General features: G+C 45.4%; 14 protein-coding genes. 1 reads left to right on the top strand and 13 read right to left on the bottom strand.

The features are described 5' to 3' along the window. Positions 1-662: 662 nt before the first annotated feature. The 9 genes from QZZ22_RS10830 to mbhE form a co-directional block, all read right to left on the bottom strand. Positions 663-890 carry a hypothetical protein gene (locus tag QZZ22_RS10830; protein WP_292464699.1) on the bottom strand — a complete coding sequence of 76 codons (228 nt, stop codon included), beginning with the start codon at positions 888-890 and terminating at the stop codon, positions 663-665. Positions 891-917: 27 nt separating this feature from the next. Further along, a complete protein-coding gene (locus QZZ22_RS10825) occupies positions 918-1985 on the bottom strand; it encodes an L-threonylcarbamoyladenylate synthase (protein ID WP_342765102.1) in 1068 nt (355 codons plus the stop codon). Between the two features lie 432 nt (positions 1986-2417). Then, positions 2418-2774, bottom strand: a complete 357-nt coding sequence (gene mnhG, locus QZZ22_RS10820) for a monovalent cation/H(+) antiporter subunit G (RefSeq protein ID WP_292464698.1) — start codon at positions 2772-2774, stop codon at positions 2418-2420. A gap of 5 nt (positions 2775-2779) precedes the next feature. Beyond that, a complete protein-coding gene (locus QZZ22_RS10815; RefSeq protein WP_292464697.1) occupies positions 2780-3040 on the bottom strand; it encodes a cation:proton antiporter in 261 nt (86 codons plus the stop codon). Next, positions 3037-3531, bottom strand: coding sequence for a Na+/H+ antiporter subunit E (locus tag QZZ22_RS10810; protein WP_292464695.1), 495 nt, complete (start codon positions 3529-3531; stop codon positions 3037-3039). Before QZZ22_RS10810 ends, QZZ22_RS10815 begins: the two co-directional genes overlap by 4 nt. Then, positions 3528-5066 (bottom strand): proton-conducting transporter membrane subunit, encoded by a 1539-nt coding sequence (locus QZZ22_RS10805; protein ID WP_292464691.1) that lies wholly within the window; start codon positions 5064-5066, stop codon positions 3528-3530. The genes QZZ22_RS10810 and QZZ22_RS10805 overlap by 4 nt, the downstream gene beginning before the upstream one ends. Beyond that, the gene (locus QZZ22_RS10800; protein WP_292464689.1) at positions 5066-5485 is read right to left on the bottom strand and encodes an NADH-quinone oxidoreductase subunit K; all 420 of its coding nucleotides are present in this window, start codon (positions 5483-5485) and stop codon (positions 5066-5068) included. Before QZZ22_RS10800 ends, QZZ22_RS10805 begins: the two co-directional genes overlap by 1 nt. Further along, entirely contained in the window at positions 5482-5898 is a 417-nt protein-coding gene (locus QZZ22_RS10795) for a monovalent cation/H+ antiporter subunit B (protein WP_292464686.1), read from the bottom strand. The genes QZZ22_RS10800 and QZZ22_RS10795 overlap by 4 nt, the downstream gene beginning before the upstream one ends. Then, positions 5895-8264 carry a hydrogen gas-evolving membrane-bound hydrogenase subunit E gene (gene mbhE / locus QZZ22_RS10790; protein ID WP_292464684.1) on the bottom strand — a complete coding sequence of 790 codons (2370 nt, stop codon included), beginning with the start codon at positions 8262-8264 and terminating at the stop codon, positions 5895-5897. The genes QZZ22_RS10795 and mbhE overlap by 4 nt, the downstream gene beginning before the upstream one ends. 178 nt (positions 8265-8442) lie before the next feature. On the opposite strand from mbhE, the gene QZZ22_RS10785 reads away from it, so the two are divergent. Further along, entirely contained in the window at positions 8443-9105 is a 663-nt protein-coding gene (locus QZZ22_RS10785; protein WP_292464682.1) for an HAD family phosphatase, read from the top strand. A 51-nt stretch (positions 9106-9156) separates the two neighbouring features. Here QZZ22_RS10785 and QZZ22_RS10780 read toward each other — a convergent pair whose 3' ends face one another. The 4 genes from QZZ22_RS10780 to QZZ22_RS10765 form a co-directional block, all read right to left on the bottom strand. After that, positions 9157-11067, bottom strand: a complete 1911-nt coding sequence (locus QZZ22_RS10780; protein WP_292464679.1) for a beta-CASP ribonuclease aCPSF1 — start codon at positions 11065-11067, stop codon at positions 9157-9159. A gap of 117 nt (positions 11068-11184) precedes the next feature. Further along, positions 11185-11817, bottom strand: coding sequence for an archaeal proteasome endopeptidase complex subunit beta (psmB, locus tag QZZ22_RS10775; RefSeq protein WP_292464678.1), 633 nt, complete (start codon positions 11815-11817; stop codon positions 11185-11187). A 112-nt stretch (positions 11818-11929) separates the two neighbouring features. Then, the gene (locus QZZ22_RS10770; protein ID WP_342765101.1) at positions 11930-12451 is read right to left on the bottom strand and encodes a TIGR00295 family protein; all 522 of its coding nucleotides are present in this window, start codon (positions 12449-12451) and stop codon (positions 11930-11932) included. Continuing rightward, positions 12438-12932: a transcription factor gene (locus tag QZZ22_RS10765; protein WP_292464676.1), complete on the bottom strand. Its 495-nt coding sequence runs from the start codon at positions 12930-12932 to the stop codon at positions 12438-12440. Before QZZ22_RS10765 ends, QZZ22_RS10770 begins: the two co-directional genes overlap by 14 nt. Positions 12933-12956 lie beyond the last annotated feature (24 nt).

Raw genomic sequence — 12956 nt, 5'->3', positions numbered from 1 at the left:
AACAAAGGTTCTGTTTGTCATTTTTAGGATGTTCCATACTCTTTCCGGAGGTTCTGTTCAGGTAGCAGATATGGTATTCCTTTATGGGTAGCAAGTTGATTGCATACTTAATCTCTTAAAAACATGAAGCTGCTCATTTTTTATGGGAGGTTGTAAATTATAATAATCCTGCTTTTTTAGTAAATATCTTACCTGTCGGTCCGGTCTTTGAGTAAAGTATATGCCAGCTGGAATACATCAGGGCTTTTCTCCGGGTTCAACGGGGTAGGTATATAAAGCTAAAGAGAACATGTAGTATTGCCGTTGAGGGTGCCATTAAAGATGATACTTGTCAAGTAACGCAGTTTTACAGACCTTGCCGCTGCAATTGTCCTATTATAGAAAAGTTACCCGCAAAAAAGGAAACAGGCATCTTCCCACGCCTGTTTCCTAACTCCATGTTTCGCAGTAAGGTGGTACCTGGTGGCAACTATATCTATTTCCTGAGATGTCTCAGGACAACACTGACCACCAGATTTTATTTGTCTCATGTGGCAATAAATGAATAAGAAACATTATTGCTGAAAACAGTTACATCCTTTTAAATGCCACCCTGCCAAAATCCACAGTTCATATTAACAGTACCAATTGCAATGTTTTCTTGCAGTATTGAATCAGGTGAGTCAAAGTTTTTTCAATGCTGATCTTGCAATGTAATTAGTAACCATGGTATATACGAAAATGATGATCCCAAGCCAGAGCAAAGGCTCACCGATCTCATATTCAAGATAGGAAAGTGCAAGTCCAAAACTTAATATCAGCAGATTGATCCTTATCAGTTTCCTATTCCTGTAAAGAATTGCGATATTCTTCTGTTTCTCCTGGCTGACCTGTTTCTTTTCTGTTTTCATCTTTCCTTCCTCAAGATTGTTCTATTTTTAAACTTTTATGATCGAGCTGGCTGCTTTACGTATCCTGTTGCTGACGGCTGCACCGATGCCATGGTGGCTGAATGACCCGTCAACAAGTATAATGTCTACGTCTCTTGCATCCAGGGAACGCAGCCCTGAGAATAGGTTAAAGGCCAGTTCTGCAGGTTTGTCCTTACTACCCAGTGAGAGTTGTTCATCGTGATAGATGTCCATATTGCTCTCATCCGTTAAAAGCAGTCCTACTTTTACTTCCTCCAAGCCATATGTCTTAAGCATCTCCTGTATCCTGTGGACTACGCTGGTACTCGCTCCTTCGATTAGTATCACTGTTGCATCGGGCGCATAGTGTGTGTACTTCATTCCCGGAGAACGGACAGCCGCTGATTCAGGCTGGTTCCCGTCCAGATACCCTGTCGTTATGCTCCCAATTTCCTTCTCTATATCTTCCAGACTTATCCTGCCAGGCCTGAGTATGGCAGGAACCGGCAGTGTCATGTCTATAACTGTTGATTCAAGGCCGATCTCTACGGTTCCGCCATCAATAACAGCATCTATTCTTCCCCAGAGATCTGAGATGACGTGCTGTGCGGTTGTTGGGCTTGGCTTTCCTGAAAGATTAGCACTGGGTGCAGCAAGGGGTTGTCCTGATACTCTGATGAGCCCCAATGCTATCTCATTGTCAGGCATTCTCAGGGCTACAGTATCCAGCCCACCGGTTGTCACATCGGGTACAATTTCCTGTCTTTCCAAAATAAGTGTGAGAGGGCCAGGCCAGAATTTATCCATAAGCTTAAAGGCTTTCTCTGGGATATTCCGGGCGAGCTTGCAACATTGCTGCTTTGAGGAAATATGTACTATAAGAGGATTGTCGGCAGGTCTGCCCTTTGCTTCAAAGATGGCCCGCACAGCTTTTGCATCAAGTGCATTTGCCCCCAGGCCGTAAACCGTTTCAGTTGGGAAAGCTACCAATCCTCTATCATTAATGATGGCTGCAGCTTCCTTTAAAGTATCACGAAGGTTATTTTCATTCAATGGGAATAGTCGGGTTCTTCCGGTCATGGGTGCGTCTTTCAAAAATGGTAGTTCTGCCGGGCCCATTATGCATTACCAGGCAGATAAGTTTTGTGTTTACTTGTAATCTTTCTTTTCGTAGCCCCGGGAGTCTTCTGTATGTGTGTCATAAATCATTCTGAACTATCCGCAGTAGTGGCTCTTCCTTCATATTTTTCGATAAAATAAAATAGCAATGCTTATATAAGATGATAACTTCTATGCTCTCTGTGAGCGGGTCTATTTTTAACCCCACTCCCACACTAACCCCCCACTCCCCAACCCGCTCACAATAATACTCGGGGTAAAGTAACGGAGATGAAGTATCTAAAAATTAAGTTCACTAAAAGAGATAGTTTAGATTCATCCTTTCTGACAAAGAATGTATCTCCTGGACTGAAACCGTCAGTAACTAGGATTTAAAATGAAAATCTGTTTTGAGTGCCGTTCTGGAGGTTAGATTTGGCTCTCTTTCTCTCTCTTATTGTCCTCAGCATATTCATCGATTACGGAGCCTGTCCACATCTTGGTTCCACTCCTGTGGGCAGCTCTTGCTACCATGTGTGCTACTACAGGAGCTGTCAGTAGCAGGAATATGCCGACAGTTATGGCTTTTAGGCCCATTGTCGAAAAGCCAGCCTTTATTGCGATTGAGAGCATGACACCAAAGGTACCAAGTGTCGCTATCTTCGTGGTTGCATGGAGACGGTTATACACGTCAGGTAGTCGCAGCAGACCCACCATTCCCACGAACACGAACAATATGCCTGCTAAAAAGAACACATTGCCGATAATGTCGGTTGCAGTTGTCAATATGCTCAGAATATCGCCCCCTCATCAATGTACCTGGCTATAGCAATAGTCCCTATAAAACTTATGATGGATAGTACAAGGGCAGCATCCAGGAAAAACGGAGATTCCTGCATATATGAATATACTCCCAGAGCTACCACCATTACAAGGGTCAGCGCATCAAGCCCGACGACCCTGTCAGGAAGTGTCGGTCCGACTATGATCCTGTACAGGCAGGGAATTAGTGAAATGCTCATTATAACAAGGGCCACGTCAAGTAAATTCATTCAAAGGCCTCCAGTACATATTTTTCGAGTTTGTCGCGGATAGATACCTTAAGTGCCTCGGGATCCGAAGCATCTATTGAATGGACATATATCTTTGCCAGATCATCCGATACATCTATCGTGAGCGTCCCGGGGGTAAGGCTAATCGTATTTGCAATAGCTGTAATGGACACGTCCTTTGTTGCACGTAGGGGAATCGCCACTATTCCGGGTTTGATCTCCAGCTTTGGCCACAGGACTATCTTTGCGACCAGGATACTTGCTTTTGTGATTTCTATCATGAGGATAGCAAAGAAGGTTGCAAGCTTTGGAATGCGTGCGATGATGTTCTTGTATGGCACGTTTTCATCAGGCTGGTATAGCTTCTTCAAAGACCAGATGATCAGAATACCCAGCACAGAGCCAACCATAAAATTCAATATACTGGCCTCTCCGCTGACAAAACACCAGACGATTCCCAAGGCCAGTGCATAAACAATATATTGTCTCATCGTACACTCCTCTCAAGTACGGCTGCTATATATGGCTGCGGGTCAAGCAATTGTTCTGCTATTGTGCTTGAAAGTACTATCAGAGGTTCGGGATAAATTCCCAGGAATATGACCACACAGGCCAGCAGGGCCAGGGATATTTTGATAGCAATGGTCGGATTGCGGGTCTTAAAAGCATCTTCTTTGTCATGCTCCTTTACCTCTCCCCAGAAGATGGACAGCCATGTCCTGAACAGATAGAAAAGTGTGAAAATTGCAAATACAAGTGCTATCCCGATGGGGATATAATACTCTGCGCCAAGACCTGCATCAAAGAGCACAAGCTTGGCAAAAAACCCTCCTGTGGGTGGAAGTCCTGCAATTGACATGGCACCGATCAGGAATATGATACTGAGGAACGGGGCTGACTGGACTAACCCTCCCATCTTTCTTATGTCCTTTGTGCCTGCATGGTAAAGCGTTTCTCCTGTGGCCAGGAAAAGCATGGATTTGGCAATAGCATGGTTGACAAGATAAACCATAGCTGCAGTCAGTGCATAAGCAGTTCCCATGCCTACTCCAAGCAGCACATAACCTATCTGGCTTACACTTGAATATGCAAGCAGCCTTTTAAGATCATACTGACCCACTGCTGAAGTAGCTCCCACTGTTATTGTCACAAGCGATAGCAGAATGAGCACTGGTTGAAGCATGAACATGGACTCATGGAATATCAGGTAGTGGACCCTGAGGATACCATATACTCCTACCTTGATAACCATTCCACTAAGCATTGCATGAATAGGTGCAGGTGCTGACGGATGCACATCTGCAAGCCAGAAGTGCAGGGGAAACAAGGCGGCTTTGTACCCGAAGACCACTATAAGCATCATTGCAATGACGTGGATGTGCCAGGGAAGCGTTCCTGTCTCAGCCAGATATGCTATCTTGACCGCAATATCTGCCATGTTGAGCGTACCCACGGTTGCATAGAGGGAAGCGATGGCTACCAGCATAAGGATAATGCTCACCATGTTAAGTATCAGGTACTTGAATATGGCCTCCAGTTTGTCTGCCATTTTTGTGTGATCACCCCTGCCTGTCAGGACTATAAGCCCACAGGAAGAGAGTACCAGCACTTCAAAGAAAACGAACATGTTGAATATATCCCCGGTGAGGAATATGCCGTTAAGGCCCGCAGCCATCAGATTGAAAAGTGGGAAGAACGTAGCATCCAGAGCTTTTCGGTCCATGTAGTCTGTGGCATAGATCATGGCCATCAGGGATATCAGGGAGCTGAGGACCACCATACCTGCACCAAGAAGGTCTGCAACGAGCAGTATACCGTATTTTCCCCATTCACCCACTTCATACACGATGATGCCATTGTTCCATACATCTAATAAAAGGCTGAAGCTCATGACGAATAGACCGGCAAATACTCCTATATTAAGCGCTTTCTGCAAGCCTGACTTTGACCTGAAAAGCACCGTTATAGCCGCGAATACCATGGGCAGGGCGACCAGAATGATGGGAACATGTTGCATTGAATCCATTATCCTTTCAGCCTCCTGATCTCACTCACATCAGTTGTGCCATGTTCCTGGTAAACACGGTAGCATAGTATGAGCAGGAAAGCAGTCGTAGCAAGACTGATCACGATTGCGGTAAGCGTAAGAGCCTGTACAAGAGGATCGACAAACACTACTTCGGTCCCTTCAGGGATAATAGGAGCAAGAATGCCGTTGGCAAGGTCATCTGTGAATATGATACCTGATGAATTACCGGTGCCTTCGTTGATGATTATGGGCGTTCTCCATCCAAGAAAAGCCCCTGCTGATACAATAAGCAGGTTTGTTGCATGGGAAAGGATCGTGAGCCCTATAACTACTTTAATCATGTCTTTTCTGAGAATCATGAATGTCCCGATCGCAAAAAGCAGTGCTATGGAAACAGAGAGCAGTGTATGATTCATTCATCTTCCCCCGTACCTTTGAATACGTAAAGCAAACTGCCAATGACCACAAGATATACCCCTATATCAAAAAGGGTTGTTGATAGCAGCTTGATATCACCTGCCAATGGCAGGCTGGCCAACAGATATGAGCTTCTGAGGAAATTATATCCGAAGAGCATGGCTCCAAATCCTGTAAGGGAGGCAAGCAATAGGCCGGAGGCAAACCATTTGTCCCACTGGTAACTGTAAATGGAATCAATATATTTCAATCCGAACACCACATACAATAAGGAGATGGCAGAAGCAAACATTACTCCGCCTATGAATCCGCCTCCCGGATAATCATGCCCCGCAAACAGCAGGGAGATTGAGAATAATATAATTATAGGAACACATGCCTTTGACACGGTCTTGGTTATCAGGGTTGTCACTTGCTATCACTCCTGCTTTTTATAAGGTTATAAACACCCAGTCCTGCCAGGCAGAGTACTACTATTTCTCCGAGGGTATCGTACCCTCTGAAATCGACCAGTATCACATTTACCATGTTGTGTCCTCTTGCAAGTGGAACACTATTCTCGATAAAATAATATGCTATTGATTCAAAAGGAGCGGCTATCCCCTGGGTTGAGTTAAGCAGCAGTACCAGTACTGTGATACCCACTGCAGAAGAGATCAGCAAATCTCTCGCCAGGACTGATCTTGTGAGATTCTCCCTGAATGTCTGGGGTATCTTTAGTATAACCAGCAGGAAGATTATTGTGAAAAGAGTTTCTACAAGGATCTGTGTCATTGCGAGATCAGGTGCCTGCAGGTATATGAAAACAAGACTTACGAGGTATCCAACTGCCGAAACTGCAATTATGGCATGCAAGTACTTTCTGAGGATTGCCGCGCCAAGGGAGGCTATCACTATAAGCCCGAGAAGGATTCCCTCGTAAAGGGGTATGTCGAAGTTAAGGTCAGCTGGGATAATTGTGGTTGCAACCAGCATGGCAGGTATGGCTCCGAGAACCAGGAGCAGTAGCAAAAGCGCAACAAGGTATGGTTTTATCGGTCCTGGCTGCATAACGGCTGCAAAAGCCGCACTTTTCCCCTGCGCTCCGTTCACTATCCTGTCATAGGCATAGTTGATACTGAACCAGGGGTATCGAACATTTATCCGATCCTGCCAGGCTGCTATGGCATCATACTTTGTATATAATGCAATACCTGCGATGAAGGTTATTATCGTCATCATAAGTGCTGCTGTGAAACCATGCCAGAGTGACACATGAAGGTGAACTTCCTGAAGCAATATCCCTGATACTGCCGGCTCGATGATATAATGGACTGCAACAGAGGGGAAAATGCCTATAAGAATGACAAGAATTGCCAGGAATGCGGGTGGAGCAAGCATGATGAGTGATGGTTCATGCATGTGTTTCGGAAGATGTTCACTGCGCCTTTTTCCAAGGAATATGCCATCTATGAACCTGATCGAATAGGCAAATGTAAAGACACCTCCAAGAACTGCGGCTGCAGGTATCAGGTATTCTAGCGGTCCTCCCAGCAGATGTCCCATCTCCAGTGAGCTTTCATAGAACATTTCCTTGCTTAGGAAACCATTAAGAGGCGGTACGCCTGCCATGGCAAGGGCAGCTATTGAGCCGATGATAAATGTTACGGGCATATCCTTGCGAAGCCCGCCCATTTTTGTTATATCTCTTGTGGCCGTCTCATGGGCCACGATACCAGCAATCAGGAAAAGACATGCCTTGAAAGTTGCATGGTTGAGCAGATGGAATGTTGCGGCGGCCACTCCTATGCCAGGATATTGATAGGTGGTGTAGCCATACATGGCCATCATATATGCCAGCTGGCTGATGGTCGAATAGGCAAGTATTCCCTTGATATCCTTCTGGCGGAAAGCAAGGAACCCTGCTGCCAGCATGGTAATGATCCCCAGTCCGCTGACCAGGATGAACCATGCATCCGTTCCGGAAAATATGGGATGTATCCTGGCAACAAGGTAGATGCCTGCCTTAACCATGGTGGCTGAGTGAAGGAATGCGCTTACAGGAGTTGGTGCCTCCATTGCGTTGGGGAGCCATATATAGAACGGTCCCTGCGCAGATTTTGCGGCCGCTCCTATCAGGATAAGGACAAGTGCAAAGAGAAAGAACTCATGTCCTTTTATAGTCTCTATCATGGATTCGTTTTGCAGGATAGCAGCAATGTCAAAGGTGCCTGTGATGATATTTAGTACCAGGAAACCTGCAAGCATGAAAATCCCACCGCTGGCTGTTATCAGCAGGGATTTCGTAGCTCCGTAGACAGACACCGGTCGATTGCGCCAGTAGCCGATAAGCATGAAAGATGTGATGCTTGTAAGCTCCCAGAATATAAAAAGCTGTATAATGTTGGACGAAAAGACCATTCCAAGCATAGATCCCATGAACATGAGCAACTGCCTGTAGTAACGGGAAAGGTCTTCCCTTTTTGACATGTATTCATTGGAGTATGCCATTATAAGTATGCCAACTCCGGAAACTATCAGACCGAACATTATGCTGAGTCCGTCTCCGTAGAAAGATAGTTCAATTCCCAATGAAGGAAGCCATGGGATAGAGCCCTGGATGTTCTCTCCATTCGCTACAGACGGGACGGCCCGTGCCACCAGCAGCAAAGACAGGAAAGCTGTTGCTGTTGCATACCATCCAATCCTGTTCTTCAGGACCTTTTCTGCAGCAGGCAATATACCGGCCATGATAAATGGCAAAAAAACCGCCAGTGTAATTGCTGTAAACAAATCCATGCCATGTAAGATTTCATTACCCGTATATAATTGTTGTTAACCCCAATTATTATTCGTGATGAATTATGGTCCTATGTCTGATATATTCCTTTTTTCTGCAGTTCGTTTCAATGCATAATCTCCCGCCGCATATTTTACTGGTAAACTTATTCTAAGATAGGCTGCAATACCATTCAATATGCTGAAAGGAATTATCTTCGATTCTGATGGGGTACTTGTGGATTCCATGCCTTACCATGCACAGGCCTGGGTGCAGGTTTTCAGAGAGGAAGGCATAGATGTGCGTAAAGAGGAAATATATGAGGTGGAAGGAGCAAATCATGTTGGCGTGATCAATACTATGTTCAGGAAGACTGATAAGAAGCCCGGTAAAGATAGTTACGATTCCCTTCTCACTAAAAAAAGGGAGTATTTCATGAAGAATAGCAAGGCTGAGCCTTTTGAAGGAATGCTTGAGTGTCTGCAGTCATTGAAAGGCAGGTATAAGCTTGCAGTTGCTTCAGGTGCGGACAAGACCATCGTGAACGACCTTATGGACAGGTTCTATCCTGGTATTTTTGATGTGCGCATCACGGGGGAGGATGTAGAGAACGGGAAACCTGACCCGGAACCTTATGTCAAGGCAGCCGGCAAGCTTGGTATTGACGCAGTGGAGTGCATGGTTGTTGAGAACGCTCCTCTTGGGGTGCAGTCTGCTAAAAAGGCCGGTATGTACTGTGTAGCAGTTTCAACGTATATACCGCCTGAAAAAGTCGCCGGTGCTGACAGGGTTTTCAAAGACCATTCCAGGCTTATTGATTATCTCAAAGGGCTGGCTATGTCGAAAGATCCTGATCCGTGAACTAATTAAAAATACGAAAATATGGTATAAGAAAAGAGGAATGCGGTACGGTTATACCAGCCGTACTGTTTCAAGGTTTGTCAGTGCCCTTGTCTCAAGCTTGTTCTTTTTGTGTATCGAACTTGCAAGGTCAAGGCAGGAGCGCTCGTCACCATGCTCCGTGAACACTCTTTCAGGGCGTGGCTTCATTTTCTTGATGTAATCCATCAGTTGTCTCCGGTCGGAGTGTCCTGAGAATCCATCAACAACCTCTACCTGCATGTTCATGGATATAACATGCGTCCCATTGCTGGTCGAGAGGGGGATTTCCTTCCATCCTTTCTGTATCCTGCGACCAAGGGTTCCGTCAGCCTGATACCCTACGAATACAAGTGTGTTTTTCTCATCTTCTGCGAACTTCTTGAAGTACTCTACCACAGGACCTGCATTCATCATACCTGAGGTGGCGAGAATCACGCAAGGCTCCGGCTCTTGAAGGATTTTCTGCCTCAGTTCGTTGGAGTCCACAGGCTTGAAGCATTCTGCCAGGAACGGATTCTCTCCTTTCTGGAAGATAAGTTTGCGCAAATCGTTGTTCAGATATTCTGGATAGGTTGCGTGAATTGCCGTTGCTTCCCATATCATGCCGTCGAGATAGACCGGGACATTGGGTATTTCACCTTTGCGTATTGCATCCTCAAGAACTATCATTGCCTCCTGACTCCTTCCCACTGCAAATGCAGGGATCAGGACAACACCGTTCCTGCTGAGGGTTGTATTGATTATGTTCTTAAGGTTTGTCTCAGCTTCCTGAAGGGATGGCTGAAGGGCATTTGCACTTCCATAAGTCGATTCCATCACTACGCTTTCCACACGAGGGAACTTGTTCACTGCTGCATCGAACAACCTTGTCTTTTCATATTTGAAGTCCCCGGTAAAGACAACATTATGTAGTCCGTCACCTATGTGGAAATGGCACACTGCCGACCCGAGAATATGCCCGGCATTATGGAATGTAAGCTTAACATCCGGTGCTATATCTGTCACTTCTTCATAATCCAGTACTATAGTGTGCTTCAGGACCTCCCTGACATCTGCCGACGAGTATGGTGGACGCTTGCCTTCTTTTGCAGCTACGTCTATATAGTCAAGCTGCAACAGTGCCATAAGGTCGCGTGTAGGGGGAGTGCAATATACCGGACCTTCAAAACCATATTTGTACAGTAAAGGCACAAGACCCTGATGGTCCAGGTGAGCGTGTGTCAGCACAACCGCATCAATCTGGTTTATAGGAAAAGCTTCTGGAACATAGAGGTAAGGCGTCATGTTGTCGTCAGAGGCAACGTTCACACCACAATCTACCATAATCCTGGATTCCGGGGTCGAGATGATGAAACAGCTTCTTCCGACTTCCTTTGCTCCTCCGAGGGATGTTATCCTTACCCAGTGATCTTTGGAGGTGCATCCTCTGTGGATCTTCCTTCCTACTGCCTTAAGGATGTCTTTCCTTTCCTTATGGTTAGTACGCATGAACTCACGGATGTTCTTTACGGTCCGTGACTTAATTGGTGGTGCTCTGACAACCTTTGGTGTCCAGCCTATCTTCTTGGTAATCTCCCTGAGGGTCTCACCGTGTTTTCCTATGACAAGGCCTGGCTTTTCAGCTTCGATAATTACTTCACCGACATCCGGATCAAAATGGTAGTTTGATACCATCGCTTCTTCGGGTACGGTCTCCGAGATTCTTTGTATGGATTCCTCCGGAGGTGTAAGTACTTTAGGGTCAGGGCGTACTACAATACGCGTCCTGAGTACTTTTGCCAGATTCCTGACAATGTTTCCGTTGTCTGCAAACTTTTTTGGTTCTTCTGTGTAAACAACAAGCTGCGGGCCTTCAAATTCAACACTAGAAATAGTTGTGCCGCTTGGCAACTTATCTTCGATTTTCTTCTTCAGATCAGATAGTACTTCTTCTACCGCCATTAAAATAGCCTTCCTGTAAAAAAGTAAAGAATTGAATTGTAAAAAGTGTAATTTTTTAAAATTACATAATTTAACATTATTTGAACATTTTGTATATGTCGTGAAGATCAGCCAGTGTCAATTAAGTAATTCCCTGACCTTCTTCACATCCTCGAGTTCGAGTCTTGTGAACTGATTCTTAGTTATGATGACGACATCGATCCCATCGCCTGATGCGGAGTCTCTTTTCATGGCATTATGAAGTGCCCTGACAGCCAGTTCCACGCCTTCCTGAGTGGTCATGTTTTCCTTATACCTGTCTTCAAGTACACCGTATGCTATAGGTGAGCCGGAACCAGTTGCAACAACTCTCTTTTCATCGATGTTTCCGCCGAGAGCATCAATTGAATATAGCTCAGGGCCATGTTTGTCATAGCCTCCGACCAGTAGCTGCACCATCAATGGATAGTAGCGCTGCCCGCTCAGGAGATTTGATAACATTGTTGTTAACCCTTTGATCGTCATTGATTCTTTGCGTCTCATCTTATACAGCTTTGATTCAACGCTTATGATACGCACGATCTGCTGAGCATCTCCCACAGAACCAGCAGTTGTCATTGCTGCGAAGTCGTCTATCTGATATATCTTCTTTGCAGTCTTGCTTGCGATAAGGTGCCCCATTGTTGCACGCTGTTCGGTCGCCATAACAACGCCGTCACTGCATACTATCCCAACTGTGGTTGTACCTTTCAAATACTTATCATCGGTCATTAGTTATACCTCTAGCTAAAAATGAGAAAATAATATGATTAAAAACGTGTTATGCTTTTTATTGCACAGCTACCCATTAGTGATTTTTATATAAATAATTATCCCTTGTGTCTTACTGAATCCCAATTTCATCAGCAAGCGCTTTGACTCTGTTGATGCTCTCAATATCGATACCTTTTTCTGTCATCATTGCAATGCGTTCATCCAGAGTTATCCTTCTTGTCCCGACTGTCAGGTTATCCGCATGAGCAACTATCTTTTCCTCGATCGTCCGGGGCATGTAGTCATCTTCCGGCAGGCCTAACCGGACAGCCTCTTCAGTGCTGATACCTGCACCTATATGCCTTTTGATAATCTCTGTGAGATGCTTGTCAAGGCCAAGTTCCCGGGCAATCGCCACGCCCTCTATGGCGTGGGCGATGCCATGTGTTCTGGCACGCCCCAAGTCATGTAACAGTCCTCCCAGCTCTATCAGTTTCATGTCCGGATGCTCTTCCCTTAAGGAGAACTTTCCGGCAATATCGACTGCAAGCTCGGAAACTGCAATGCAATGAGCTATGACATCATTGTTACATCCTGAATCTTTCAGGATTTTCAAAGCCATCTCACGTGAGATCATATCAGTCTTTTTCAAACATTTCAAGCCTTTTGTGGATCCTGCCTGTGAATGGCTGGTTATCCTCAAACATCATGTCCTCTCCACAGAGGGGACAGAGGAATTCACATTCTGTTGCTTCGTTGAAGTTCATACGAGTGCATCCTTCCGGGCAGGTGTAAAAAACATTCTCCTCTTCGAAGGATAGACGTGACCTGAGATTCTTGACAAGCCTTTTTTTCTCTTTCACAAGCTGGGGCTCAATATCCGACATGTCTAACGTCCAGAGATATGTCAGCCACCCGCTGCTGGAATCACGCTCCCTCCTGCAAACTGCCAGCTTGTTCTCGTTGAGAATGAATAGTGTCCGGCGCACGATATTGAGTAATATTCCTGTCGCCTGTGCAATCTGTTCATCCGTAACCTCGCCTTCGGGCATATTCCGGATCATTTCCACCCCTTCTTCGCCCACCAGCCGGATAAGATATCCCCTGATAACTGGATTATTCAGATCTATCAAAAAACATTCACCTCGTGAAATGTA

This window comes from Methanolobus sp., from assembly GCF_016278365.1.
GTDB lineage: Archaea > Halobacteriota > Methanosarcinia > Methanosarcinales > Methanosarcinaceae > Methanolobus.
Note: the sequence above shows the minus strand (reverse complement) of the source record. Positions and strands in the feature narration are given on the sequence as shown.